Source organism: Salmonella sp. 741265073_HBA, from assembly GCF_046569105.1.
Classification (GTDB): Bacteria; Pseudomonadota; Gammaproteobacteria; order Enterobacterales; family Enterobacteriaceae; genus Salmonella; species Salmonella enterica.
On sequence record NZ_JBKFRY010000001.1, the window covers coordinates 405,470 to 431,641 of the forward strand.

Sequence of the window (26,172 nt, forward strand, 5' to 3'; positions counted from 1 at the left end):
GCGTTCTGGCTCATCATGAGGCGGCAGGATGGATTGGGATCTTATTACTGAACGTAATATTCAGCTTTTTATTCAATTAGCAGGATTAGCTCAACGGCCTTTAGCAACCAATATGTTCTGGCGGCAAGGACAATATGAAACCTATCTAAACTATCATAACGGTCGTATTCACTTATGTCAGATACTCAAGCAAACCTTCTTAGACGAAGATCTGCTTTTTAAAGCCTTAACTCACTGGAAACCTGCAGCGTTCCAGGGTATTCCTCAGCGATTATTTTTGTTGCGCGATGGGCTTGCAATGAGCTGTTCTCCTCCTCTTTCCAGCTCCGCCGAGCTCTGGTTACGATTACATCATCGACAAATAAAATTTCTGGAGTCGCAATGCGTTCATGGTTAGGTGAGGGAATCAGGGCGCAACAGTGGCTCAGTGTATGCGCGGGTCGGCAGGATATGGTTCTGGCGACGGTGTTATTAATCGCTATTGTGATGATGCTGTTACCTTTACCGACCTGGATGGTTGATATCCTGATTACTATTAACCTTATGTTTTCAGTGATCCTGCTCTTAATTGCTATTTATCTTAGTGACCCTCTCGATTTATCGGTATTTCCGTCTTTATTACTTATTACTACATTATATCGTTTGTCACTCACAATCAGCACATCACGGCTGGTACTGTTACAACATAATGCCGGTAATATTGTGGATGCTTTCGGTAAGTTTGTCGTAGGAGGAAATCTCACCGTTGGGTTGGTCGTATTTACCATCATTACTATCGTGCAGTTTATTGTCATTACAAAAGGTATCGAGAGGGTGGCGGAAGTTAGCGCACGTTTCTCGCTTGATGGGATGCCAGGCAAACAAATGAGTATCGATGGCGATTTGCGTGCCGGAGTTATCGATGCAGACCATGCCCGTACATTAAGACAGCACGTCCAGCAGGAAAGCCGCTTTCTCGGTGCGATGGACGGTGCGATGAAATTTGTTAAAGGCGATACGATTGCCGGTATTATTGTTGTTCTGGTGAACATTATCGGCGGTATCATTATCGCTATCGTGCAATATGATATGTCAATGAGTGAGGCTGTTCACACTTATAGCGTACTGTCAATCGGAGATGGTTTATGTGGGCAAATTCCATCGCTGCTGATTTCCCTTAGCGCGGGAATTATTGTCACCCGTGTTCCGGGTGAGAAACGCCAGAACCTGGCGACAGAGTTGAGTTCTCAAATTGCCAGACAACCTCAGTCGCTCATATTAACCGCTGTGGTTTTAATGCTCCTCGCTTTAATTCCTGGTTTTCCTTTTATCACTCTCGCTTTCTTTTCAGCGTTGTTAGCATTGCCAATTATCCTCATTCGCCGCAAAAAGTCTGTCGTTTCCGCAAATGGCGTCGAAGCACCGGAAAAAGATAGTATGGTTCCCGGCGCATGTCCTCTAATCTTACGTCTTAGCCCGACGTTACATTCTGCCGACCTGATTCGTGATATTGACGCCATGAGATGGTTTTTATTTGAGGATACCGGCGTCCCTCTCCCTGAGGTGAATATTGAGGTTTTGCCTGAACCCACCGAAAAATTGACGGTACTGCTATATCAGGAACCCGTATTTAGTTTATCTATTCCCGCCCAGGCGGATTATTTATTGATAGGCGCGGACGCTAGTGTGGTGGGTGACAGCCAGACGTTACCGAACGGGATGGGGCAGATCTGTTGGCTTACAAAAGACATGGCCCATAAGGCGCAAGGTTTTGGACTGGACGTTTTCGCGGGCAGCCAACGTATCTCTGCCTTATTAAAATGTGTCCTGCTTCGGCATATGGGAGAGTTTATTGGTGTTCAGGAAACGCGTTATCTAATGAATGCGATGGAAAAAAACTACTCTGAGCTGGTGAAAGAACTTCAGCGCCAGTTACCCATTAATAAAATCGCTGAAACTTTGCAACGGCTTGTATCAGAGCGGGTTTCTATTAGAGATTTACGTCTTATTTTCGGCACCTTAATTGACTGGGCGCCACGTGAAAAAGATGTCCTGATGTTGACAGAATATGTCCGTATCGCGCTTCGCCGTCATATTCTGCGTCGTCTTAATCCGGAAGGAAAACCGCTGCCGATTTTGCGGATAGGAGAAGGTATTGAGAACCTCGTGCGTGAATCCATTCGCCAGACGGCAATGGGGACCTATACTGCGCTGTCGTCTCGTCATAAGACGCAGATCCTGCAACTTATCGAGCAGGCGCTGAAGCAGTCAGCCAAATTATTCATTGTCACTTCTGTCGACACCCGACGTTTCTTGCGAAAAATTACAGAAGCCACCTTGTTCGACGTACCGATTTTGTCATGGCAGGAATTAGGAGAGGAGAGCCTTATACAAGTGGTAGAAAGTATTGACCTTAGCGAAGAGGAGTTGGCGGACAATGAAGAATGAATTGATGCAACGTCTGAGGCTGAAATATCCGCCCCCCGATGGTTATTGTCGATGGGGCCGAATTCAGGATGTCAGCGCAGCGTTGTTAAATGCGTGGTTGCCTGGGGTATTTATGGGAGAGTTGTGCTGTATAAAGCCTGGAGAAGAACTTGCTGAGGTCGTGGGGATTAATGGCAGCAAAGCTTTGCTATCTCCTTTTACGAGTACTATCGGGCTTCACTGCGGGCAGCAAGTGATGGCCTTAAGGCGACGCCATCAGGTTCCCGTGGGCGAAGCGTTATTAGGGCGAGTCATTGATGGTTTTGGTCGTCCCCTTGATGGCCGCGAACTGCCCGAAGTCTGCTGGAAAGACTATGATGCAATGCCTCCTCCCGCAATGGTTCGACAGCCTATCACTCAACCATTAATGACGGGGATTCGCGCTATTGATAGCGTTGCGACCTGTGGCGAAGGGCAACGAGTGGGTATTTTTTCTGCTCCTGGCGTGGGGAAAAGCACGCTTCTGGCGATGCTGTGTAATGCGCCAGACGCAGACAGCAATGTTCTGGTGTTAATTGGTGAACGTGGACGAGAAGTCCGCGAGTTCATCGATTTTACACTGTCTGAAGAGACCCGAAAACGTTGTGTCATTGTTGTCGCAACTTCTGACAGACCCGCCTTAGAGCGCGTGAGGGCGCTGTTTGTGGCCACCACGATAGCAGAATTTTTTCGCGATAATGGAAAGCGAGTCGTCTTGCTTGCCGACTCACTGACGCGTTATGCCAGGGCCGCACGGGAAATCGCTCTGGCCGCCGGAGAGACCGCGGTTTCTGGAGAATATCCGCCAGGCGTATTTAGTGCATTGCCACGACTTTTAGAACGTACAGGAATGGGAGAAAAAGGCAGTATTACCGCATTTTATACGGTACTGGTGGAAGGCGATGATATGAATGAGCCGTTGGCGGATGAAGTCCGTTCACTGCTTGATGGACATATTGTGCTATCCCGGCGGCTTGCAGAGAGGGGGCATTATCCTGCCATTGACGTGCTGGCAACGCTCAGCCGCGTTTTTCCAGTCGTTACCAGCCATGAGCATCGTCAACTGGCGGCGATATTGCGACGGCGCCTGGCGCTTTACCAGGAGGTTGAGCTGTTAATACGCATTGGGGAATACCAGCGAGGAGTTGATCCAGATACTGACAAAGCCATTGATACCTATCCGGATATTTGCACATTTTTGCGACAAAGTAAGGATGAAGTATGCGGACCCGAGCTACTCATAGAAAAATTACATCAAATACTCACCGAGTGATCATGGAAACTTTGCTGGAGATAATCGCGCGGCGTGAAAAGCAATTACGCGGCAAACTTACCGTACTTGATCAGCAGCAACAGGCGATTATTACGGAACAGCAGATTTGCCAGACGCGCGCTTTAGCAGTGACTACCAGACTGAAAGAATTAATGGGCTGGCAAGGTACGTTATCTTGTCATTTATTGTTGGATAAGAAACAACAAATGGCCGGACTATTCACACAGGCGCAGAGCTTTTTGACGCAACGGCAGCAGTTAGAGAATCAGTATCAGCAGCTTGTCTCCCGGCGAAGCGAATTACAGAAGAATTTTAATGCGCTTATGAAAAAGAAAGAAAAAATTACTATGGTATTAAGCGATGCGTATTACCAAAGTTGAGGGAAGTCTTGGGTTGCCATGCCAGTCTTATCAGGATGATAACGAGGCGGAGGCGGAACGTATGGACTTTGAACAGCTCATGCACCAGGCATTACCCATTGGTGAGAATAATCCTCCTGCAGCATTGCATAAAAACGTGGTTTTCACGCAACGTTATCGTGTTAGTGGCGGTTATCTTGACGGTGTAGAGTGTGAAGTATGTGAATCAGGGGGGCTAATCCAGCTAAAAATCAATGTCCCTCATCATGAAATTTACCGTTCGATGAAAGCGCTAAAGCAGTGGCTGGAGTCTCAGTTGCTGCATATGGGGTATATAATTTCCCTGGAGATATTCTATGTTAAGAATAGCGAATGAAGAGCGTCCGTGGGTGGAGATGCTTCCAACGCAAGGCACTACCATTGGTGAGCTGACATTGAGTATGCAACAATATCCAGTACAGCAAGGGATATTATTTACCATAAATTATCATAATGAGCTGGGTAGGGTGTGGATTGCAGAACAATGCTGGCAGCGCTGGTGTGAAGGGTTAATTGGCACCGCTAATCGATCGGCTATCGATCCTGAATTGCTATATGGAATAGCTGAATGGGGGCTGGCGCCGTTATTGCAAGCCAGTGATGCCACCCTCTGTCAGAACGAACCGCCAACATCCTGCAGTAATCTACCACATCAGCTAGCGTTGCATATTAAATGGATAGTTGAAGAACATGAGTTCCATAGCATTATTTTTACATGGCCAACGGGTTTTTTGCGCAATATAGTCGGAGAGCTTTCTGCTGAGCGTCAACAGATTTATCCTGCTCCTCCTATTGTAGTCCCTGTATATTCAGGCTGGTGCCAGCTTACATTAATTGAACTTGAGTCTATCGAAATCGGCATGGGCGTTCGGATTCATTGCTTTGGCGACATCAGACTCGGTTTTTTTGCTATTCAACTACCAGGGGGAATCTACGCAAGGGTATTGCTGACAGAGGATAACACGATGAAATTTGACGAATTAGTCCACGATATCGAAACGCTACTTGCGTCAGGGAACCCAATGTCAAAGAGTGACGGAACGTCTTCAGTCGAACTTGAGCAGATACCACAACAGGTGCTCTTTGAAATCGGACGTGCGAGTCTGGAAATTGGACAATTACGACAACTTAAAACGGGGGACGTTTTGCCTGTAGGTGGATGTTTTGCGCCAGAGGTGACGATAAGAGTAAATGACCGTATTATTGGGCAAGGTGAGTTGATTGCCTGTGGCAATGAATTTATGGTGCGTATTACACGTTGGTATCTTTCCAAAAATACAGCGTAAACCTGATAAGAAAAATAATATGCGAACAATATAATAGCGTTCCAGGTCGTGTCATGAGAGATACAGTATGTCTTTACCCGATTCGCCTTTGCAACTGATTGGTATATTGTTTCTGCTTTCAATACTGCCTCTCATTATCGTCATGGGAACCTCTTTCCTTAAACTGGCGGTGGTATTTTCGATTTTACGAAATGCACTGGGTATTCAACAAGTTCCCCCAAACATTGCACTGTATGGCCTTGCGCTTGTACTTTCCTTATTCATTATGGGGCCGACGCTATTAGCTGTAAAAGAGCGCTGGCATCCGGTTCAGGTCGCTGGCGCTCCTTTCTGGACGTCTGAGTGGGACAGTAAAGCATTAGCGCCTTATCGACAGTTTTTGCAAAAAAACTCTGAAGAGAAGGAAGCCAATTATTTTCGGAATTTGATAAAACGAACCTGGCCTGAAGACATAAAAAGAAAGATAAAACCTGATTCTTTGCTCATATTAATTCCGGCATTTACGGTGAGTCAGTTAACGCAGGCATTTCGGATTGGATTACTTATTTATCTTCCCTTTCTGGCTATTGACCTGCTTATTTCAAATATACTGCTGGCTATGGGAATGATGATGGTGTCGCCGATGACCATTTCATTACCGTTTAAGCTGCTAATATTTTTACTGGCAGGCGGTTGGGATCTGACACTGGCGCAATTGGTACAGAGCTTTTCATGAATGATTCTGAATTGACGCAATTTGTAACGCAACTTTTATGGATCGTCCTTTTTACGTCTATGCCGGTGGTGTTGGTGGCATCGGTAGTTGGTGTCATCGTAAGCCTTGTTCAGGCCTTGACTCAAATACAGGACCAAACGCTACAGTTCATGATTAAATTATTGGCAATTGCAATAACCTTAATGGTCAGCTACCCATGGCTTAGCGGTATCCTGTTGAATTATACCCGGCAGATAATGTTACGAATTGGAGAGCATGGTTGAATGACACAACAGTTAAATGAGTGGCTTATTGCATTGGCTGTGGCTTTTATTCGCCCATTGAGCCTTTCTTTATTACTTCCCCTATTAAAAAGTGGCAGTTTAGGGGCCGCACTTTTACGTAATGGCGTGCTTATGTCACTTACCTTTCCGATATTACCAATCATTTACCAGCAGAAGATTATGATGCATATTGGTAAAGATTACAGTTGGTTAGGGTTAGTCACCGGAGAGGTGATTATTGGTTTTTTAATTGGGTTTTGTGCGGCGGTTCCCTTTTGGGCCGTTGATATGGCGGGGTTTCTGCTTGATACTTTACGTGGCGCGACAATGGGTACGATATTCAATTCTACAATGGAAGCTGAAACCTCACTTTTTGGCTTGCTTTTCAGCCAGTTTTTGTGTGTTATTTTCTTTATAAGCGGCGGCATGGAGTTTATATTAAACATTCTGTATGAGTCATACCAATATTTACCGCCAGGGCGTACTTTATTATTTGACCGGCAATTTTTAAAATATATCCAGGCAGAGTGGAGAACGCTTTATCAATTATGCATCAGCTTCTCTCTTCCTGCCATAATATGTATGGTATTAGCCGATCTGGCTTTAGGTCTTTTAAATCGGTCGGCACAACAATTGAATGTATTTTTCTTCTCAATGCCGCTCAAAAGTATATTAGTTTTACTAACGCTACTGATCTCATTCCCTTATGCTCTTCATCACTATTTGGTTGAAAGCGATAAATTTTATATTTATCTGAAAGACTGGTTCCCATCTGTATGAGCGAGAAAACAGAACAGCCTACAGAAAAGAAATTACGTGATGGCCGTAAGGAAGGGCAGGTCGTCAAAAGTATTGAAATAACATCATTATTTCAGCTGATTGCGCTTTATTTGTATTTTCATTTCTTTACTGAAAAGATGATTTTGATACTGATTGCGTCAATAACTTTCACATTACAATTAGTAAATAAACCATTTTCTTATGCATTAACGCAATTGACTCATGCTTTGATAGAGTCATTGACTTCTGCACTGCTGTTTCTGGGCGCAGGGGTAATAGTTGCTACTGTGGGTAGCGTGTTTCTTCAGGTGGGGGTGGTTATTGCCAGCAAGGCCATTGGTTTTAAAAGTGAGCATATAAATCCGGTAAGTAATTTTAAGCAGATATTCTCTTTACATAGCGTAGTGGAATTATGTAAATCCAGCCTAAAAGTTATCATGCTATCTCTTATCTTTGCCTTTTTCTTTTATTATTATGCCAGTACTTTTCGGGCGCTACCGTACTGTGGGTTAGCCTGTGGCCTGCTTGTAGTTTCTTCTTTAATAAAATGGTTATGGGTAGGGGTGATGGCTTTTTATATCGTCGTTGGCATACTGGACTATTCTTTTCAATATTATAAGATTAGAAAAGATCTAAAAATGAGTAAAGATGACGTAAAACAGGAGCATAAAGATCTGGAGGGAGACCCTCAAATGAAGACACGGCGTCGGGAAATGCAGAGTGAAATACAAAGTGGGAGTTTAGCTCAATCGGTTAAACAATCTGTTGCGGTAGTGCGTAATCCAACGCATATTGCGGTTTGTCTCGGCTATCACCCCACCGATATGCCAATACCACGCGTTCTGGAAAAAGGTAGTGATGCTCAAGCTAACTATATTGTTAACATCGCTGAACGCAACTGCATCCCCGTTGTTGAAAATGTTGAGCTGGCCCGCTCATTATTTTTTGAAGTGGAACGTGGAGATAAAATTCCTGAAACGTTATTTGAACCCGTTGCAGCCTTGTTACGTATGGTGATGAAGATAGATTATGCGCATTCTACCGAAACACCATAAATGCTTTTGGTATGCTTCTTCAGGCCACTGCGAAGGTTAAGAGGGGTAATACAGTATAGAGCAGCGCTTGACGATAAAGGTGAGAGACTGAAAATAATCGCTTTTAGCCTGGCACAAGCACCAGATAGCGTATTTTAAAATTAAACAAGATAATGGATTGGTGCGTCTGAATGGACTCGAACCATCGACCCCCACCATGTCAAGGTGGTGCTCTAACCAACTGAGCTACAGACGCATTAAAATGATGGTGCGTTCAATTGGACTCGAACCAACGACCCCCACCATGTCAAGGTGGTGCTCTAACCAACTGAGCTATGAACGCAACGTTGTAGGTGACAACGGGGACGAATATTAGCGTCACAACTGCAATGAGGCAAGAGGGAAATCGCAATTTTCTTCCTGAAATCACCTGATTGCGGTGGAAATATGCAACATGTCGAGAAAATAGCCGCCATGCGACGGCTATCGTCGTATTATCGCGCAGCGCGCTGCAAAATGATGGCGGACGGCTGACGTTGTAGATAGCGCATCCGTAGCATCATTAACACCGCCGCCGAGGTCAGGCCGATGATGAACCCCATCCAGAAGCCCGCCGGTCCCATACGATCCACCACCAGATCCGTTAACGCCAGGATATAACCGCTGGGTAAACCTAACACCCAGTAGGCGGTAAAGGTGATAAAAAAGATGGAACGCGTATCTTTATAACCGCGCAGAATACCGCTGCCGATAACCTGTATAGAGTCGGAAATCTGATAAACCGCAGCGAGCAGCATTAATTGCGCAGCAAGCGCCACGACCTCAGGGTTGTCATTGTAGAGCAAAGCAATATGTTTACGCAGAGTAACGGTAAAGATCGCGGTAACCACAGCCATACAAATGCCGACGCCTAAACCGGTGCGCGCTGCGGTTTGCGCATCCAGCGTTGAGCCCTGGCCCAGACGATAACCCACTCGAATCGTTACCGCCGCAGCCAGCGACATCGGCAGCACGAACATCAGCGAGCTAAAGTTAAGCGCAATCTGATGACCCGCGACATCCACAATACCTAATGGCGAAACCAGCAGCGCAACGACCGCAAACAACGTCACTTCAAAGAACAGCGCCAGCGCAATCGGCAACCCCAGTTGAATCAGGCGCTTCATGACGACGCTATCGGGTTTGCCAAAGCCTGTTTCATTACGAATATCACGCATTGAACGCGCGTGTTTAATGTAAGAAAGCATGGCGATAAACATCACCCAATAGACCGCCGCGGTTGCAACGCCGCAGCCGATACCGCCGAGTTCAGGCATACCAAAATGACCATAGATAAAAATATAGTTCACCGGAATATTCACCAGCAGGCCCAAAAATCCCATCACCATACCCGGTTTGGTTTTGGCCAGACCTTCGCACTGGTTTCGCGCTACCTGAAAGAAAAGGTATCCTGGCGCGCCCCACAGCAGCGCGCGAAGATAACCCACGGCTTTATCGGCCAGCGCCGGATCAATATTATGCATAGAGCGGATAATGTATCCGGCATTCCACAGGACGATCATCACCAGCACGGAGACAAAGCCCGCCAGCCAGAACCCTTGTCGAACCTGATGCGCGATACGCTCGCGACGGCCGGAGCCATTGAGTTGCGCAATCACAGGCGTCAAGGCCAGCAGTAAGCCGTGACCAAACAAAATGGCGGGAAGCCAGATAGAGGTGCCGATAGCGACGGCAGCCATGTCCGTAGCGCTATAGCCTCCTGCCATGACGGTATCGACGAATCCCATTGCGGTCTGTGCCACTTGCGCAAGGATCACCGGTATCGCTAACGCTAATAACTGACGCGCTTCACTGGTATACTTCTGCACGTATTCACCTTTTATTTTGTTGTTATATGAAAGACTAAAAAGCCGCCGTAGTGGCAGCCAAAAGAAATAGCAGGGGAAATTTCAGTCTATTGTAGCGGGGTATTACTATTTCTCCAGCGAAAAAACAGTTGTTAACGGCGCATTGCTGGCAAGCTGTTTTTCCACCTGCTATTGTGCTGAACAGTTCTGCTTTTATTTATTTCAGGAGTTGAAGATATGTTTACGGGGATCGTACAGGGTACCGCGAAACTGGTATCGATTGATGAAAAACCCAACTTTCGCACCCATGTGGTGACGTTACCGGACTACATGCTGGAGGGGCTGGAGACGGGGGCGTCGGTAGCGCATAACGGATGCTGTTTGACGGTGACTGAAATAAACGGCAATCAGATAAGTTTTGATCTGATGAAAGAAACTTTGCGCATCACCAATCTGGGCGCGTTGAGGGTAGGTGATGAGGTCAACGTAGAGCGCGCCGCCAAATTCAGCGATGAAATCGGTGGACATCTGATGTCGGGGCATATTATTACGACGGCGGAGATCGCGAAAATCCTGACCTCCGAAAATAACCATCAGGTGTGGTTTAAAGTGCAGGATGCGTCCCTGATGAAGTATATCCTGTACAAAGGCTTTATCGGCGTCGACGGCATCAGTTTGACCGTCGGCGAGGTAACGCCAACGCGCTTCTGCGTGCATCTCATTCCGGAAACGCTGGAGCGTACTACGCTTGGCAGAAAAAAACTGGGTGAGCGTGTGAATATTGAGATCGATCCGCAAACGCAGGCGGTTGTCGATACCGTAGAACGCGTACTGGCTGCACGAGAAAATGCGGTCAGAAATCAGGCCGACATTGGCTAACGGAAAATAAGATTCCCCCGCATGAAATGCGGGGGAGATGATTAGCGAGGAACGCGCAGACCGTTTTCAACGCCGCGCGTAAATACCACCTGCCAAAGCTGGATATCACGCGCGCGAAACGCACCCGCGCAGGCGTTGAGATAATAGCTGAACATACGTTTAAAGCGCTCGTTATAATTGCCCGCAATCTCTGGCCAGGCATTGATAAAGCGCTCATGCCACGCCATCAGAGTCGTGTCATAGTCGGCGCCAAAGTTATGCCAGTCTTCCATTACAAAGTGTGATTCGCTGGCCTCGGCGATTTGACGAACAGACGGCAAGCAACCGTTGGGGAAAATATACTTATTAATCCACGGATCGACATTATGATCGGTTTTTTTAGAACCAATAGTATGGAGCAGGAAAAGACCATCCGGTTTTAAATTCCTGTCAACAACTTCAAAATAGGTGTTGTAGTTTTTTGGCCCGACATGTTCGAACATACCGACGGAGACGATTCGGTCAAACTGATCGTTAAGGTCGCGATAATCTTCCAGGAGAATGGAGACATCCAGACCTTCGCAACGCGTCTGCGCCATTTTTTGTTGTTCAGCGGAGATCGTTACGCCCACCACGCTAACGCCATAATGGGTCGCCATATATTGCGACAGGCCGCCCCAGCCGCAGCCGATATCCAGCACACGCATCCCCGGTTGTAGCTGTAGCTTTTCGCAAATTAATTTCAGCTTGGCTTGCTGTGCCGCTTCCAGCGTATCGGCATCTTTCCAGTAGGCGCAAGAATATTGCATATAGGGATCAAGCATACGGGAAAAAAGGTCATTACCAAGATCGTAATGTTCCTTGCCGACAATCCAGGCGCGTTTTTTACTTTGTAGATTAATCAGACGCGCGCCGAGGATACGGAGCGTATCTTTAACATGGTGGGGGAGTTGATTTTCAAGACCGGCACGTAAGACTTTGCTGAAGAAAATATCCAGACGCTCGCATTCCCACCAGCCATCCATGTAACTCTCACCTAACCCCAACGATCCTTCCTGAAGGACGCGTTTAAAAAAATCGGGATTCTTAACACGAATGTCAGACGGGGCGGAACCATTAATTGTAATATCCGCGCGACTTAACAATTCGTTGGCGATTCGGTACCAGTTATCATCCGGTACGCTGACTTCTTCTATACACGATGAACTCATAGCTTCTCCATCACTGGACGGTGATCAGAACCTTAAAACAGCGTAGACGCTTTTTTGGCTTTGTGAGAAATCCCACGGGCAATTCCGTGAGCCAGTTATCCGACGTAGAACAGAGGAAGGGAGGAACCCTTGCCGAAAAGGCCATCCATGGTGAATCGGGAACGCTCCGGTTCCCGTTAATGCCTAATAATTATCGTAATATAAACAACCGTGAATCAGTATAGGCCGCAATTTTTGATGATTCAACCGAAAATTGTTAGCGTGCTAATTACTGGCGGTTAACAAGTCTTTAGTGGGACTTGTCGTGGGCGACATTGGCATGGGGAAATCAGGTCTCAGCGCAATCTGCATGAGACTGCATTTTGTAACCTAACGCCGCCAGAACAACGGTAGAGAGCATTACGCTGGTGGTGGTCAGCAGCGGCGTGCTGATGAGCCATGAAACTACCAGACTAGCCAGGAAACATAACCCCAGTTGCAGCGTATTTTGTAGCGCCGCAGCGCGTCCCGTGGCTTGAGGGAAAGGGCGTAACGCTTGCGCGACGACGATAGGGTAGATGGCGCCATTAGCAATCGCCATTACGCAGAAAGGAATCAGTATCTCCACCAGTGAGGCATTATTCAGGAAGCCCGCTCCCCAGGTGGCGATAACGCTCAGCGCATACAGCCCTAACAGCCACGGAAGCAATTGGTAGCCCTGCCATTTTTGTAGCGCCGCGCGGCAACCATATCCGCCAATCAGAAAAGCGATGGTTTGCGGAACATAGCTCAGGCCAATCACTGCCGGGCTGTAACCCATCGCGCTGAGAATAAACGGCGACCCTGTTAGCCACGCAAAAAAGCTGGCGGAACAGGCGGCATAAATCAGCACATTACCGCGATAGGTTTTAGAGCGTAACAACGTCGCGAAAGTGAGTTTATCCTGTCCCTCGGTATGCGCTTTTACCGATGGTTTTAAGCGCAGCGCCGGTAACATCAGCAACAACGTAATCACGAACAGGGTGGCGAAAATCGCCTGCCATGAGAAATGCGTCAGTATCCAGCTTCCCAGTAAGGGCGCAAGCGCCGGGGATAATCCCACCAGAGGCATGATAGTGGCGAAGATACGATTAATTTTTTTCGAAGGATAATAATCGGTCACCAGCGCTTGCCAGATTACCGTTGCCGCACAAACGCCGACGGCCTGCACAAAGCGCAGCGTCAGCAGTGCTGCCGCGCTTTCTACCCACAGCATCCCCAGACTTCCGAGCGCAAAGATAGATAACCCCAGCAGTAAAATCGGTTTACGGCCATAACGATCCGATAGCGGTCCCCAGAGGAGTTGCGCGACGGCAAAGCCAGCTAAAAACAGGCTGAGGCTGGCGCTGACAGCGGCGGCAGGCGTTTGTAAATCCGCCTGTATGGCGGCAAATGCGGGCAGGTACATGTCCGTAGCCAGAAATCCCAGCACGCTAAGACCGGCTAACCAGACTAAAAAACCTTTTCCAGGTTGCATATTTGTTTCTCTTTCTTATCAGACAGACATTGTCGCAGAGTGTAGGGAGTGAAATTACGGTTGTGAAACGTTAATATTTGTCCAGTGAATTCAAAATTTTTGTGGGCAAATTATGTGGTCGGAATACTCGCTTGAAGTGGTTGACGCCGTAGCGCGCAATGGCAGTTTTAGCGCGGCGGCGCAGGAACTGCATCGTGTGCCTTCAGCAGTCAGTTACACCGTTCGTCAGTTAGAGGAGTGGCTGGCCGTACCGCTTTTTGTACGGCGTCACCGTGATGTTGAACTGACGCCTGCTGGCGTCTGGTTTTTAAAAGAAGGGCGTTCTGTTATCAAAAAAATGCAGATCACTCGCCAGCAGTGTCAGCAAATTGCTAATGGCTGGCGCGGGCAGTTAGCTATTGCGGTGGACAATATCGTCAGACCAGAACGTACCCGGCAGATGATCGTCGATTTCTATCGCCATTTTGACGATGTGGAACTGCTGGTTTTTCAGGAGGTGTTTAACGGCGTCTGGGACGCGCTCTCCGACGGGCGTGTCGAACTGGCGATTGGGGCGACGCAGGCGATTCCGGTAGGGGGGCGTTACGCTTTTCGGGATATGGGGACCCTGCGCTGGAGCTGCGTAGTGGCAAGCGATCACCCGCTGGCGTCGATGCCTGGGCCGTTAAGCGATGATACCCTGCGCAACTGGCCGTCGCTGGTCAGGGAAGACACTTCGCGAACCTTACCAAAACGGATTACCTGGCTGCTGGATAACCAAAAAAGGGTCGTCGTACCGGACTGGGAGTCATCGGCAACCTGCCTGTCGGCAGGACTATGCGTGGGAATGGTGCCGACGCATTTTGCCCGACAGTGGATAGACAGCGGAAAATGGGTGGCGCTGACGTTAGAGAATCCGTTTCCCGATGCGGCCTGTTGCGTGACGTGGCAGCAAAACGAGGCCTCGCCCGCGCTGGCATGGCTGCTGGACTATTTGGGCGATAGCGAAACGTTGAATCGGGAGTGGCTGCGGGAGCCAGAAGAGGCTCCCGACAGTGGGGATTAACGCCGATAGTCGCGGAACGGGCCGTCAGCGACCGAGCGACGCTCAACCAGGCGTGGATGAACTTCAATAGACTGTGACTCTTCACGCTTATTGACGATGCGATCCAATAGCATATTAAATGCGGTTTCGCCTAAAGAGTCTTTGGGCTGGTGAATCGTCGTCAGCGCCGGGGTGAAGAAACGGGCGTTACGCACATTGTCATAACCGATCACCGAAACGTCCTGCGGTACGCGAAGCCCCATTTCGTCAGCCGCGCAAAGCGCGCCCATCGCCATAATATCGCCGCCGCAGAAAACGGCGGTAGGGCGATGTGACTGCGATAAAATTTGCTGCATCGCGTGGTAACCGGATTCCGGCTCGAAGTCGCCCTGAACAATCCAGTTGTCCGGCACGTTGATCAGCGCCTCCTCCATGGCTTTCATAAAGCCTGCGAGCCGGCCCGCGCCGGTGTTGCGCTCCAGCGGGCCGGGAATAACGCCAATATCCCGGTGGCCGCGCTCAACCAGATAACGACCCGCCATATAGCCGCCTGCAAAGGCGTTATCAATCACCGTGTCGGTAAAATCGGCCTTCGCTTCACCCCAGTCCATCACCACCATCGGAATATGGCGATACTCTTCCAGCATGGAAAGCAGAGGTTCTGGATACTCAGAACACATCACCAGCAGGCCATCCACGCGCTTTTGCGCCATCATGGACAGGTAGGCGCGCTGTTTTTCCAGGTTATTCCAGGCGTTGCCTAAAATCAGCGTATAGCCTTTCTGGAAACAGTTTTTTTCAACTGCCTCGATAATTTCGGCAAAATAGGCCGCTTCGCTGCTGGTCGCCAGTAAGCCTATCGACTTGGTATGGTTAACCTTCAGGCTACGCGCGACGGCGCTGGGAGAGTAGTGCAGCTCTTTAATTGCCGCCCAGACCGCGTTACGCGTTTCTTCAGCGACAAAACGCGTTTTGTTGATTACGTGTGATACAGTTGTAGTGGAAACGTTTGCTCGTTTCGCTACATCTTTAATTGTTGCCATTACATTTCACTCCAGACCCTCGCTAAGCTCCTGAGAAACGCCAGGTAAACGTTTGCCTACACACACCCTAATCGCAACATCAGGGTTGCGGCACGCCGGAAAAACGACACGGAACGTCAGGAAGGGGTCAATGGCCGTTACGCTAATTCAGTAAGCCTGGAATTTTGTCTGATCTTGAGGAAAAGGGGAAGCGTTAAAAACAGTTATCAATATAAAACATGAGAGATTTTTGTGCGGGAATGTGCAAAAATGCGCTATATCACTTTTTGTGTGGGAATAAAAAGGAGAAAACTTGATGAGTACCGACCTGAAATTTTCGTTGATTACTACGCTGATTGTTCTGGGCGTGATTGTCGCAGGTGGATTAACGGCCGCTCTGCACTGATTTCCTCTCTTCTGAGGGGGGCGTCTCCTCTGTCTATCCCTCTCTAAAACGCAGAAGGCGTACCTTCTGCGTACTCAGACTTATGCGGCGAGATTTTTCGCAACAAATTCCCAGTTAACCAGCGCCCAGAAATGCTCCAGATAGTTTGGACGGGCGTTGCGGTAGTCGATGTAATACGCGTGTTCCCACACATCAACCGTCAGCAACGGCGTTGCATCCGTAGTCAGCGGCGTACCGGCATTTGAGGTAGAAACGATAGCCAGTTTGCCATCAGCGCTTTTTACCAGCCATGTCCATCCGGAACCAAAGTTTTTGATAGCGGCATCGGTGAACTGCGCTTTAAATTCCGCGAAGCTGCCAAAAGATGCCGCGATAGCATCAGCCAGTTTCCCGGTCGGTTCGCCGCCAGCGTTTGGCGCCAGGCAGTTCCAGTAGAAGGTGTGGTTCCACACCTGAGCGGCGTTATTAAAGATACCGCCTTCGGAGGCGCGCACGATCTCTTCCAGCGATTTGCCTTCAAACGCCGTGCCTTTGATCAAATTGTTAAGATTGGTCACGTAAGTCTGATGATGTTTGCCATAGTGATATTCCAGCGTCTCAGCAGAAATATGCGGCGCCAGAGCATCTTTGGCATACGGTAATGCAGGTAATTCGAACGACATTGCTTCTCTCCTTATTATTAATATTGCGCACGCACAATAACCCTGGTGCGCGTAAGGATAGGGTAGCAAATTGAGAGGTGGCGCAAAAGAAGAAGTTATCCTGTCGTTAAACGACAGGATAAAATATTAGCGAATTGTTTTAGGCGTCATCACCCGACGGGCGCCGACATAATGACGCTGCCAGTACTCTTCGTTCAGTGAGGTGATCTTAATTTCCTGACCGCTGCGCGGGGACTGAATAAACTTACCGTTGCCGACATAGACGCCAACGTGATCGGCGGTGCCGCGCCCCTGCGTACGAAAGAACACCAGATCGCCGTTTTTCAACTCGCTACGCTCAATGGGCGCCGCGTCACGCAGGTGATACATCTCATTCGCCGTTCGGGGGATACGGATCTTCACTAAATCTTTATAGGCATAATAAACCAGACCGCTGCAATCAAAACCGGTGCGCGGCGACGCGCCTCCCCAGTGATACGGTTTACCAATCTGATTCATGAGTTTGGACATCGCGGTTTTCGTCGCTTTTTGTACTTTTGCACGATGCGCATCGGCAATAGAGACCGGCAATGTTCCTTTCCCCTTCACGCAGTGCGGCTTACGGCCTTTACGCGTCGTGCATTTTTCCGTTACGTCGAGGGCGGCGATTGACGTGGGCGCGGTTCTGTTCCGGCGATGCGTCGTATGACGAGATTTCGTGGAGGCGGTGGTACGTTTTGGCGTAGAAGCGGAAGAAGAACGGCTGGTTTTTGAGGTTTTTTTTACGTTTTTTTTGCTGGTTTTACTGATCTTTTTCGTTGTGCTTTTCTTTTTATCTGCCGTTTTCGTGACATGAGAAACAGCAGGCGTCGCTTTGGCTTGCCTGGATGCATGGGCCATTGGCGTAAAGGGGAGAGTAGTAAAAAGTAAAGCACAGAGCGTGATCGAGATTTTGTTTATCCGCGCCACTGAGCAATCCTCTGTTAAAGGCAGGCGATTCATGCCTGCGTATGATTTACAAAACCTGATAATTCTAATCTACAAAAGCACAGATTGGTAATTGCTTTTGGTTTCTGAAGCTGTGTTTCGTTAACAGATGTAAAAAAAATAGCAATTAATGCTAAACACGAACGCGTTATCGACGAATCACTGCGTGGCAACCCGCTTAAAAGATATTTTGTATACAACTTATTCCCGCAGACGGTAAAATAATAAGGCATGATGAAAATGTTATTTTCCGTTGCCAGCCTGACCCGTTACAATGACAGGCTTCGGTCGTAAAAGTAGTTTAAGGAAGCGAGACAATGAGCACCACTATCGAAAAAATTCAGCGCCAGATCGCTGAAAACCCGATTCTCCTGTATATGAAAGGTTCACCGAAACTGCCAAGCTGTGGTTTCTCTGCGCAGGCCGTTCAGGCGCTTTCAGCCTGCGGGGAACGTTTTGCCTATGTTGATATCCTGCAAAACCCGGATATTCGCGCTGAATTACCGAAATACGCCAACTGGCCGACATTCCCACAACTGTGGGTGGACGGCGAGCTGGTCGGCGGGTGTGATATTGTGATTGAAATGTATCAGCGTGGTGAGTTGCAGCAGCTTATTAAAGAAACTGCGGCAAAATATAAAACTCAGGAGCCGGACGCAGAGTAATCTGTGAAAGGGGAAAGCGACCTGTAAAGGTCGCTTTTTTACTGCCATAGTAAGCAAGAGCGGCGTCGTTAGCCACGTTATTTGTCCGTCGGCAAAGGTAACGGCCAGCCGCCCAGGCGCTTCCAGCGATTGACGATTTCACAAAACAGCACCGCTGTCCGCTCGGTATCATACAAAGCGGAATGGGCCTTTTCACCGTCAAACTCCATACCTGCCGCCAGGCACGCTTTTGATAACACCGTTTGTCCCAGCGCCAGTCCGCTCAATGCCGCAGTATCAAAGGTGACGAACGGATGAAACGGGTTACGTTTCAGCGAGGCGCGCTCTGCGGCGGCCATCATAAAACTGTGATCAAAAGTGGCGTTATGCGCGACCATAATGGCGCGGCTACAACCGCTGTCTTTGATACCTTTACGCACCATTTTGAAAATAGCGTGTAGCGCCTCATATTCACTCACCGCGCCGCGTAGCGGGTTAGAGGGATCGATACCGTTAAACGCGAGCGCTTCCGGCTGTAAGTTGGCTCCAGCGAACGGCTCCACATGGAAATGCAGCGTCGTGTCCGGCATCAGCCAGCCTTGTTCATCCATTTTCAGCGTGATGGCGGCGATTTCGAGCAGCGCATCGGTTTTAGCGTTAAATCCTGCAGTTTCAACGTCGATGACGACAGGATAAAAACCACGAAAACGGTCGCACAGACCGGAAAGTTGAGCGTTATCGGACATCTGAGTCTCTTAATACGAAAAAATGCAGCGCGTATTATGGCAAATTTTACGCCGGGATGCAGTAAAACAACGGGCGCAGTGACCTGCGCCCGGCGGGGGATCAGTTACCCAGACCGCGGCCTGCGTCTTTAGCTTCAATCAATTCGATTTTATAGCCATCCGGATCTTCAACGAAGGCGATGATGGTCGAACCGCCTTTTACCGGCCCCGCTTCACGGGTCACGTTGCCGCCGTTCTGACGAATGCGTTCACAGGCTTCAGCAGCATTGTCAACGCTCAGCGCGATGTGCCCATACGCATTGCCCATGTCGTAGCTCTCAACGCCCCAATTATAGGTTAGTTCGATGACCGCTTCTTCCGTTTCCGGACCATATCCCACAAAGGCTAGCGAGTATTTGTATTCCGGATTCTCACTGGTACGCAGCAATTTCATGCCCAGAACGTTAGTGTAAAAAGCGATGGAACGCTGCAAATCGCCGACGCGCAGCATAGTATGCAATAAACGCATTTTCGTTATCCTTAAAATAGTCAAGATATTCAAAGTATAGCGGCGATGTGAGGCCGCTATCAATGAAATTACAGAGTAGGGTAGTCAGTGTAGCCTTCCGCGCCGCCGCCATAAAAACTTTCGGGACGCTGTGGATTGAGTTTCGCTTTACATTGCAGACGCGCTACCAGATCCGGGTTAGCGATGTAATCGCGACCAAACGCCACGGCGTCAATCAGCCCTTTTTCGATCAGATCTTCCGCTTTTTCTGGCGTATAGGCGCCAGCGCCGATGATGGGACCGTGGAAACGTGCGCGCACTTTTTCACGGAACGCGTCGCTGTACGGTTCGCCGCCCGCCCAGTCTGGTTCAGACATATGCAGATAAGCAATGCCGCGTTTGCCTAACGCTTCAATCAGATAAAGGGCGTCAGCCTCTTCATTCGGGCCGTTATCGACATTCTGGAAAGTGCCGACAGGAGAAAGGCGGATGCCGATACGGTCCGCGCCCCATTCCTTAATGCCTGCATCAACCACCTCCAGCACCAGACGGGCGCGATTCTCTACGCTGCCGCCGTACTGATCGGTACGGTGATTAGAAGACGGTGAGAGGAACTGGTGCAGCAGATAACCGTGCGCGGAGTGCAGCTCCACCAGATCGAAGCCTGCCTCTCGGGCATTGGCGATAGCCTGGCGGAAATCGTTGACGATCCCTGGAATCTCGTGAGTATCCAGCGCGCGCGGCGTGGAAGTCTCTACGCGGATGGCCTGGCCGTTTTCGTCACGCAAAGAGGTGCGGGTTCCCGCATTGATAGCGGATGGCGCGATGGGCGCTTGTCCGCCTGGTTGCAGGCTGGCGTGTGAAATACGGCCAGTATGCCACAGTTGCACCGCTATATGGCCGCCCTGAGCATGAACTCCCTGAGTGATTTTTTTCCAGGCGGCGATCTGCTCATCGCTGTGTAATCCCGGTGCGCCGGCATAGCCTTTCGCCTGTGCGGAGATTTGTGTGGCTTCGCTGATGATCAATCCGGCGCTGGCGCGTTGACGGTAATATTCCGCCATTAACGGCGTAGGAATGTCGCCCGGTTCAATACTCCGCAAACGCGTCAAAGGCGCCATAAATACGCGATTTGTCGCCGTGATGGCACCCACCTTGAGGGGGGTAAACAATTTTGCTGATGACATAGTGGCTCCTGATATAAGTAGACCGGTCGTCTTGTAATAAAGGAAATAAAAACGCCTGTTACTGCTCAGGCGTTGCAATGATGGTCTTAACATGCGCCAACGCATTTTCCAGCGGCGCGGCGCTACGGGATATTTTGGCCTGCAAATTGGCGCCCAGCCACAGGGCATAAAGTACCTGCGCCTGTGGCAACGGCTGGCCGGTGAAATGTAAACAGTGGCTATTACGGCCATCTTCCAGCGCGCGTGCAAGCAGTGCCATGATCTCCTGCGCCCCTTTATCCATCGTAGAGCGCATATCCTCCGACAGATCGCAGACCTCCGCTGACAGTTTCACTGTCAGGCAACCGCTGATGGCGCCTTGCTGGCAAAACTGCTTTAACGTTTCCTGATACCAGGCGAGAAGACGATCGCGATGATTACCGGGACCGGAGGTGAAGTGCGCCGTAAGACGCTGATGATAGCAGGCATAATGTCGCTCAAGCATGGCGACGCCGAAGGCTTCTTTCGAGCGAAAGTAGTGATAAAACGACCCTTTAGGCACCTGGGCGGTTTTGAGCAACTCGCTAAGCCCCATGCCGGTAAAACCCCGCTGCATACAAAGCTGCTCGCCGGTGGCCAGCAGATGTTCGCGGGTATCGTGTTCGGTTTGCTTATTCATAGCAGGTAGTATAGTAGACCAGTCGGTCTACTGCAAGCAGAGTTGCCATAATGTCAGTTAGCGTCTTCAATAGTCATAAGCGCCAAACGTTGAGGAGGGGATGTGGCCGAGCAGTTGGAGTTTTTTCCTGTAGCAAGCCCATGTCGCGGTATCTGTCAGTCTGATGAGCGTGGCTTTTGTCGGGGCTGTATGCGCAGCCGCGACGAACGGTTTAACTGGCAAAAAATGAGCGATGCCGAGAAACAAAATGTACTGCGGCTTTGTCGCCAGCGTTTCTTGCGTAAAATACGCGCAAACAAGCCTCTCCCATCGGAAGATCCTCAACAACCTTCACTCTTTTAAACGCGGAATTGCGTATACTCAACCTCATTATTCTCTATGAGGAATCTGTTATGGTTCAGCGTGTCACCATCGCTCCACAAGGCCCGGAGTTTTCGCGTTTTGTCATGGGTTACTGGCGTCTGATGGACTGGAATATGTCCGCGCGTCAGTTAGTGAGTTTTATCGAAGAACATCTGGATTTGGGCGTCACTACCGTTGACCATGCGGACATTTATGGCGGTTATCAGTGCGAAGCGGCGTTTGGCGAGGCGCTAACGCTGGCGCCGCATTTGCGGGAAAAACTGCAAATCGTTACCAAATGCGGTATTGCGACCACCGCCAGAGCGGAAAATAGGCTCGGTCATTATATTACCGATCGCCGGCATATTATTCTGAGCGCCGAACAGTCATTAAAAAATCTAGCGACAGATTATCTGGATATGTTGTTAATTCACCGTCCCGATCCGTTAATGGATGCGGATGACGTCGCCGAGGCGTTTCAACATCTGCACCAAAGCGGCAAAGTACGCCATTTTGGCGTTTCTAATTTTACACCAGCGCAATTTACGTTGCTGCAATCGCGCCTGCCGTTCACCCTGGCGACCAATCAGGTGGAGATCTCGCCGGTTCATCAGCCTTTGTTGCTGGACGGCACATTAGATCAATTACAGCAACTGCGTATTCGTCCGATGGCCTGGTCATGTCTTGGCGGCGGTCGGCTGTTTAATGATGAGGCTTATCAGCCGTTGCGCCAGGAACTTTCCGTTATCGCGCAAGAACTCAACGCCAGTTCTATTGAACAGGTGGTCTATGCCTGGATTTTACGTTTGCCGTCGCAGCCGCTGCCGATTATTGGCTCGGGTAAAATCGAACGCGTACGCGCCGCACTAGAAGCGGAAACGCTGTCATTGTCGCGTCAACAGTGGTTCCGAATCCGCAAGGCGGCACTGGGTTATGACGTGCCGTAATCGCCAACTCGTTGACTTTCCGTTCATGTTTTCGCCAGTGGTTTACACTTAACAGGCGACCACATGTAACGGAGGTTTTATGAAGCGATTAAGTTTAGCGATGGTGACGCTGCTGGCCTGTGCGGGGGCGCAGGCCGCCAGCGAGAAAGTAGAGATGAATCTGGTGACGGCGCAAGGCGTAGGACAGTCTATCGGCACCGTCGTCATCGATGAAACCGAAGGCGGCTTAAAATTTACCCCACACCTTAAAGCGTTACCGCCGGGCGAGCATGGTTTTCACATTCATGCCAAAGATAGCTGCCAGCCCGCGATTAAAGACGGCAAAGCGGTTGCCGCAGAAGCCGCTGGTGGTCATCTGGACCCACAAAATACCGGCAAGCATGAAGGACCGGAAGGCCAGGGGCATCTGGGCGACCTCCCGGTGTTAGTCGTTAATAATGATGGTATCGCCACCGAACCGGTTATTGCGCCGCGTCTGAAGTCTCTTGATGAAGTGAAAGATAAAGCGCTCATGATCCATGTGGGCGGCGATAACATGTCCGATCAGCCGAAACCGCTCGGCGGCGGCGGAATGCGTTACGCCTGCGGCGTCATTAAATAACCCGGAGACAGCGTTCCCTGCGCTGGAGCCTGTTCCAGCTGCGACAGCGAACAGTGTAAACGCCAGATAATCGCCGCCAGTTCATGCGCGGCGGGCTGATGATGATGTGCGAGCGTGTCGCAGATACGCTGTAATTCCTGTAGCGTGACGGCAAGCGGGCGTTGCTGCACGCCGCGCTCGCTCATCACATCGCGCAGCAGGGATATACAAATATCCCTCACCCGGGAAAGCGGATCGGAACGCGACTCCCAGGCGCGCAGCTGCCACACCACATGCGAGCAGTTCAGCAGTACCACTCCCCAACGTAATAACCACCGGCGCGCCAGCGCATCCTGGCTATTGCTGAGCTGACTGACGTGATGATAGGTCAGCGATTCAAACTCGCTTTCGCTATGGGAAGGATGACGGCTAAGCTGATCGACGAAATCCCGGCGTAGCGCGCGGATATGGCGGCGGCTTTTTACGGCATCGGAACCGGGGCGCAAAATCGCAAACGCCAGCCAGGAAATCGCGACGCCGACGATCTTGGCGGTATTATCGTTAAGGAAGTCGGCGAAGTCGTACACCGGCGGGTTGGTCACGGCGATGAATGAGCCCATAAAAACGATAAGCTGCCCCCACAGTCCCGCCAGCTTAGGCATCTGCAGTTTAAGCAGTTGCATCGTGACGAACAGCGGAAAAAGGAAAAGTAAGAATTGCCACAGATCGGTGATTTGCACCATCAGGCCAAATTTCACCACGAAGCTGAATAAGGACAGCAGCACTAAAGTACGCATCAATAAGGTGAGCGACTTAAACGGCGTGGCGACGATGGAATAGAGGACGCAACTGATCGCCGCCAGGGTTAATGCGCCGGGCCCGGATTCCCATTGCGCGCCAATACTCCAGGCGCCAATTACCGTGAGCGTGCAAAAGGTACGCACGCCGCTCCAGATGGCCTCTGCGTTATCCGTATGCCGCGCAAGGCCGGGAGTGCGGCGGATATGGATTTGATCCACCGGCGCGCCGCTTTCGATCAGATATAACTGGCGGCTGCTGCGCAGATATAGCTGGCAAAAATAGCGTAATCGCTGCCAGAACGCGAGGTGACGATAATCCTGTTCATCCTGCGGGCGTAGCGGGGCAATAATCCGCGCCACGGTGTAGCTGTCCGCGCGCGGTTTCGCCAGCGCAGCTAAGAGTTGTTCAATAACTTCGCGGCTGTTTTCCGGCGGCGTCGGCCAGTTTAAAAGCATTCTACGCAGACTGGAGATCACGCTGGTTAGCCGTAATTGCTGGTGTAACAATGCATTTAGCAATGCATTCTGGCGGCGAAAACGGTAGTGACTCCAGAAGGCCTGAATACGCAGCAGGTTCATGGTCAGGATTTGCCCAATCACGCCCTCATGCGCGGAGCGGATGGCGTCGGTAGTCTCCGGCTGCCAAAGTAGACTGGCATGTTCCAGCAAGCGCGCATGCATGTTTTTCAACGCGGTGAGCAGGGCAGTGCCATCCGATGTGCTGGGTAGGATCATCATCATCATGCCGCCACAGAGGATGCCGACGATAACTTCACATACACGTGCCTGGGCGATATCCCACAACTGCGTGATTTCTACAATATTAACCATCGGGAACGCGATGATTGCCGCCGTGTAGCCGGACAACTGGAAAGCATAAGCGGCATTATTGGTAAAATGCGCGCAGGCCCAGGTACAAAAACCGATCCAGGCGGCCATGCTAAATAAGAACAACCAGGGTTCATTCAGCGTATGGCCGGCAATAATTAACGCGGCGGTCGCGCCGAGTAAACTCCCGGCAATACGCCCCAGACTTTTACTGATTACGCCGCCTACGGTCGGAAAGCTCACCACTGCGGCCGAAGTCATCGCCCAGTAGGGCTCATCCAGATTGAGATAATAAGCGAATGTCAGCGCGAGACACATAGCAATGGTATTGCGCAACGCGTAACGCCACTGGCCGGAGGTCGCTTTAAACCAGGGCGTATTTCGCAGGGCCGGCAGGGAGAGTTTCATTACCGCTGTCCAATGGCTACGCTGCAGGTAGTGCCGGAGACGAGCGTGATATCCTGCGGCAAAGCGTCAAATTCGATACGTACCGGTACGCGTTGCGCCAGACGTACCCACGGTACGTTGGGTTTGATATCGGGCACTAAACCGGAGTCGCTTTCCACGCTTTGGTCGTAAATAGCGCGCCCGATGCTGCCAACGTGACCCTGTAACTTAATATTGCCACTATACAGTGTTATTAATGCAGGCTCACCTTCGCGGATATGGCGTAGTTTGGTTTCTTCGAAATATCCCATTACATAAAATGAATGGCTATCTACCAGGGCGAAAAGCGGCTTACCGGTACTGGCATAATCACCGGTACGTGTGGAAAGGTTGGTCACCCAGCCGGATACCGGCGCTTTTACTTCCGTCTGGCTAAGCTGCCACTGCGCCTGTTTTAACGTTGCCAGTGCGACATCTACGTTGGCCTGCATCGCTTTAACATTCAGATTGGCGCTATCCAGATCTTCAGCAGAGATGTAGTTACGCGATAAATGTCGACGTCGATCGGCTTCATTATTCGCTTTTGCCAGATCGGACTGCGCTTTGGCCAACTGCGCCTGCGCGTTAAGTTCTGCAATATGGAAGGGCGTTTTATCAATGACAAAGAGAACGTCCCCGGCGTTGACGAACTGATTATCTTTGATATTGAGTTGGGTAATGCTGCCAGAAACCTGCGGCGTTACGCTGACCTGTTCCGCGCGGATTTTACCATCGCGTGTCCACGGTGACTGCATATAGTAATTCCATAACCACCACGCGGCCAGAACGGCGACGACGGCGACAATGAGAGTAGAAAAATATTTTATTGTTTTTAACGACAT

At 49.9% G+C, this 26,172-nt stretch carries 29 protein-coding genes and 2 tRNA genes; 17 read left to right on the top strand and 14 right to left on the bottom strand.

The window, feature by feature from the left end:
* The first annotated feature begins 28 nt into the window (after window positions 1-28).
* The 10 genes from ssaM to ssaU all read left to right on the top strand — a co-directional run bounded on the left by ssaM (window position 29) and on the right by ssaU (window position 8,215).
* Window positions 29-397, top strand: coding sequence for an SPI-2 type III secretion system apparatus protein SsaM (gene ssaM / locus ACLD3P_RS02080; RefSeq protein ID WP_000383706.1), 369 nt, complete (start codon window positions 29-31; stop codon window positions 395-397).
* Window positions 382-2,427, top strand: coding sequence for an SPI-2 type III secretion system apparatus protein SsaV (gene ssaV, locus ACLD3P_RS02085; protein WP_001258216.1), 2,046 nt, complete (start codon window positions 382-384; stop codon window positions 2,425-2,427). Before ssaM ends, ssaV begins: the two co-directional genes overlap by 16 nt.
* Window positions 2,417-3,718 carry a SctN family type III secretion system ATPase SsaN gene (ssaN, locus tag ACLD3P_RS02090; protein WP_411006364.1) on the top strand — a complete coding sequence of 434 codons (1,302 nt, stop codon included), beginning with the start codon at window positions 2,417-2,419 and terminating at the stop codon, window positions 3,716-3,718. The genes ssaV and ssaN overlap by 11 nt, the downstream gene beginning before the upstream one ends.
* A 2-nt stretch (window positions 3,719-3,720) precedes the next feature.
* The gene (ssaO, locus tag ACLD3P_RS02095) at window positions 3,721-4,098 is read left to right on the top strand and encodes an SPI-2 type III secretion system apparatus protein SsaO (RefSeq protein ID WP_000449092.1); all 378 of its coding nucleotides are present in this window, start codon (window positions 3,721-3,723) and stop codon (window positions 4,096-4,098) included.
* On the top strand, window positions 4,079-4,453 hold the full coding sequence (ssaP, locus tag ACLD3P_RS02100) for an SPI-2 type III secretion system apparatus protein SsaP (RefSeq protein WP_079972936.1): 375 nt from the start codon (window positions 4,079-4,081) through the stop codon (window positions 4,451-4,453). The genes ssaO and ssaP overlap by 20 nt, the downstream gene beginning before the upstream one ends.
* On the top strand, window positions 4,434-5,402 hold the full coding sequence (gene ssaQ / locus ACLD3P_RS02105; protein ID WP_411006365.1) for an SPI-2 type III secretion system cytoplasmic ring protein SsaQ: 969 nt from the start codon (window positions 4,434-4,436) through the stop codon (window positions 5,400-5,402). The genes ssaP and ssaQ overlap by 20 nt, the downstream gene beginning before the upstream one ends.
* Window positions 5,403-5,469: 67 nt before the next feature.
* Complete coding sequence (ssaR, locus tag ACLD3P_RS02110; RefSeq protein ID WP_000056367.1) at window positions 5,470-6,117, top strand: SPI-2 type III secretion system export apparatus protein SsaR; 648 nt, start codon at window positions 5,470-5,472, stop codon at window positions 6,115-6,117.
* A complete protein-coding gene (gene ssas, locus ACLD3P_RS02115) occupies window positions 6,114-6,380 on the top strand; it encodes an SPI-2 type III secretion system apparatus protein SsaS (protein WP_000999982.1) in 267 nt (88 codons plus the stop codon). The genes ssaR and ssas overlap by 4 nt, the downstream gene beginning before the upstream one ends.
* The gene (ssaT, locus tag ACLD3P_RS02120; protein ID WP_111769300.1) at window positions 6,381-7,160 is read left to right on the top strand and encodes an SPI-2 type III secretion system apparatus protein SsaT; all 780 of its coding nucleotides are present in this window, start codon (window positions 6,381-6,383) and stop codon (window positions 7,158-7,160) included.
* Window positions 7,157-8,215: an SPI-2 type III secretion system apparatus protein SsaU gene (gene ssaU, locus ACLD3P_RS02125; RefSeq protein WP_001291707.1), complete on the top strand. Its 1,059-nt coding sequence runs from the start codon at window positions 7,157-7,159 to the stop codon at window positions 8,213-8,215. Before ssaT ends, ssaU begins: the two co-directional genes overlap by 4 nt.
* A gap of 158 nt (window positions 8,216-8,373) precedes the next feature.
* On the opposite strand, the gene ACLD3P_RS02130 is transcribed toward ssaU, so the two are convergent.
* From ACLD3P_RS02130 to mdtK, 3 genes are all read right to left on the bottom strand, one after another.
* A tRNA-Val gene (locus ACLD3P_RS02130) sits at window positions 8,374-8,450 on the bottom strand.
* A gap of 10 nt (window positions 8,451-8,460) precedes the next feature.
* Window positions 8,461-8,537 (bottom strand) — tRNA-Val (locus tag ACLD3P_RS02135).
* A 151-nt stretch (window positions 8,538-8,688) separates the two neighbouring features.
* On the bottom strand, window positions 8,689-10,062 hold the full coding sequence (gene mdtK, locus ACLD3P_RS02140) for a multidrug efflux MATE transporter MdtK (RefSeq protein ID WP_001175081.1): 1,374 nt from the start codon (window positions 10,060-10,062) through the stop codon (window positions 8,689-8,691).
* 216 nt (window positions 10,063-10,278) lie between these two features.
* Between mdtK and ACLD3P_RS02145 the strand changes: the two genes are divergently transcribed.
* Window positions 10,279-10,920: a riboflavin synthase gene (locus ACLD3P_RS02145; protein ID WP_000493971.1), complete on the top strand. Its 642-nt coding sequence runs from the start codon at window positions 10,279-10,281 to the stop codon at window positions 10,918-10,920.
* 41 nt (window positions 10,921-10,961) lie between these two features.
* Here ACLD3P_RS02145 and cfa read toward each other — a convergent pair whose 3' ends face one another.
* The gene (cfa, locus tag ACLD3P_RS02150; protein WP_000098879.1) at window positions 10,962-12,110 is read right to left on the bottom strand and encodes a cyclopropane fatty acyl phospholipid synthase; all 1,149 of its coding nucleotides are present in this window, start codon (window positions 12,108-12,110) and stop codon (window positions 10,962-10,964) included.
* A 328-nt stretch (window positions 12,111-12,438) separates the two neighbouring features.
* Entirely contained in the window at window positions 12,439-13,605 is a 1,167-nt protein-coding gene (gene punC / locus ACLD3P_RS02155; RefSeq protein WP_076935191.1) for a purine nucleoside transporter PunC, read from the bottom strand.
* 112 nt (window positions 13,606-13,717) lie between these two features.
* Here punC and punR point away from each other — a divergent pair, with 112 nt between their 5' ends.
* Window positions 13,718-14,650 carry a DNA-binding transcriptional activator PunR gene (punR, locus tag ACLD3P_RS02160; protein WP_115286052.1) on the top strand — a complete coding sequence of 311 codons (933 nt, stop codon included), beginning with the start codon at window positions 13,718-13,720 and terminating at the stop codon, window positions 14,648-14,650.
* Here punR and purR read toward each other — a convergent pair.
* Window positions 14,647-15,672 (bottom strand): HTH-type transcriptional repressor PurR, encoded by a 1,026-nt coding sequence (purR, locus tag ACLD3P_RS02165; protein WP_000190992.1) that lies wholly within the window; start codon window positions 15,670-15,672, stop codon window positions 14,647-14,649. The genes punR and purR overlap by 4 nt on opposite strands.
* 295 nt (window positions 15,673-15,967) lie before the next feature.
* On the opposite strand from purR, the gene ACLD3P_RS02170 reads away from it, so the two are divergent.
* A complete protein-coding gene (locus ACLD3P_RS02170; RefSeq protein ID WP_000102277.1) occupies window positions 15,968-16,057 on the top strand; it encodes a YnhF family membrane protein in 90 nt (29 codons plus the stop codon).
* A gap of 80 nt (window positions 16,058-16,137) precedes the next feature.
* Here the strand turns inward: ACLD3P_RS02170 and sodB are convergent, their stop codons facing one another.
* Window positions 16,138-16,719, bottom strand: a complete 582-nt coding sequence (sodB, locus tag ACLD3P_RS02175) for a superoxide dismutase [Fe] (protein ID WP_000007294.1) — start codon at window positions 16,717-16,719, stop codon at window positions 16,138-16,140.
* 126 nt (window positions 16,720-16,845) lie between these two features.
* Window positions 16,846-17,667: a C40 family peptidase gene (locus ACLD3P_RS02180; RefSeq protein ID WP_001520344.1), complete on the bottom strand. Its 822-nt coding sequence runs from the start codon at window positions 17,665-17,667 to the stop codon at window positions 16,846-16,848.
* Between the two features lie 335 nt (window positions 17,668-18,002).
* Here ACLD3P_RS02180 and grxD point away from each other — a divergent pair, with 335 nt between their 5' ends.
* A complete protein-coding gene (grxD, locus tag ACLD3P_RS02185; RefSeq protein ID WP_000108176.1) occupies window positions 18,003-18,350 on the top strand; it encodes a monothiol glutaredoxin 4 in 348 nt (115 codons plus the stop codon).
* Between the two features lie 77 nt (window positions 18,351-18,427).
* On the opposite strand, the gene rnt is transcribed toward grxD, so the two are convergent.
* From rnt to ACLD3P_RS02205, 4 genes are all read right to left on the bottom strand, one after another.
* The gene (rnt, locus tag ACLD3P_RS02190) at window positions 18,428-19,075 is read right to left on the bottom strand and encodes a ribonuclease T (RefSeq protein WP_001282272.1); all 648 of its coding nucleotides are present in this window, start codon (window positions 19,073-19,075) and stop codon (window positions 18,428-18,430) included.
* A 100-nt stretch (window positions 19,076-19,175) separates the two neighbouring features.
* Window positions 19,176-19,583, bottom strand: coding sequence for a lactoylglutathione lyase (gene gloA, locus ACLD3P_RS02195; RefSeq protein WP_001237787.1), 408 nt, complete (start codon window positions 19,581-19,583; stop codon window positions 19,176-19,178).
* Window positions 19,584-19,651: 68 nt separating this feature from the next.
* A complete protein-coding gene (locus tag ACLD3P_RS02200; protein WP_411006366.1) occupies window positions 19,652-20,749 on the bottom strand; it encodes an alkene reductase in 1,098 nt (365 codons plus the stop codon).
* 58 nt (window positions 20,750-20,807) lie between these two features.
* Window positions 20,808-21,407, bottom strand: coding sequence for a TetR/AcrR family transcriptional regulator (locus tag ACLD3P_RS02205; RefSeq protein ID WP_001041823.1), 600 nt, complete (start codon window positions 21,405-21,407; stop codon window positions 20,808-20,810).
* Between the two features lie 102 nt (window positions 21,408-21,509).
* Here ACLD3P_RS02205 and ACLD3P_RS02210 point away from each other — a divergent pair, with 102 nt between their 5' ends.
* The 3 genes from ACLD3P_RS02210 to sodC2 all read left to right on the top strand — a co-directional run bounded on the left by ACLD3P_RS02210 (window position 21,510) and on the right by sodC2 (window position 23,297).
* A complete protein-coding gene (locus tag ACLD3P_RS02210; RefSeq protein WP_001538148.1) occupies window positions 21,510-21,749 on the top strand; it encodes a DUF1289 domain-containing protein in 240 nt (79 codons plus the stop codon).
* A gap of 50 nt (window positions 21,750-21,799) precedes the next feature.
* The gene (locus ACLD3P_RS02215) at window positions 21,800-22,696 is read left to right on the top strand and encodes an aldo/keto reductase family oxidoreductase (RefSeq protein WP_000250721.1); all 897 of its coding nucleotides are present in this window, start codon (window positions 21,800-21,802) and stop codon (window positions 22,694-22,696) included.
* Between the two features lie 79 nt (window positions 22,697-22,775).
* Entirely contained in the window at window positions 22,776-23,297 is a 522-nt protein-coding gene (gene sodC2, locus ACLD3P_RS02220) for a superoxide dismutase [Cu-Zn] SodC2 (protein WP_115286051.1), read from the top strand.
* Here sodC2 and ACLD3P_RS02225 read toward each other — a convergent pair.
* Both ACLD3P_RS02225 and ACLD3P_RS02230 read right to left on the bottom strand, forming a co-directional pair.
* The gene (locus tag ACLD3P_RS02225) at window positions 23,273-25,312 is read right to left on the bottom strand and encodes an FUSC family protein (RefSeq protein ID WP_000777616.1); all 2,040 of its coding nucleotides are present in this window, start codon (window positions 25,310-25,312) and stop codon (window positions 23,273-23,275) included. The two genes, sodC2 and ACLD3P_RS02225, sit on opposite strands and share 25 nt — an antisense overlap.
* Window positions 25,312-26,172: an HlyD family secretion protein gene (locus ACLD3P_RS02230; protein ID WP_001527784.1), complete on the bottom strand. Its 861-nt coding sequence runs from the start codon at window positions 26,170-26,172 to the stop codon at window positions 25,312-25,314. Before ACLD3P_RS02230 ends, ACLD3P_RS02225 begins: the two co-directional genes overlap by 1 nt.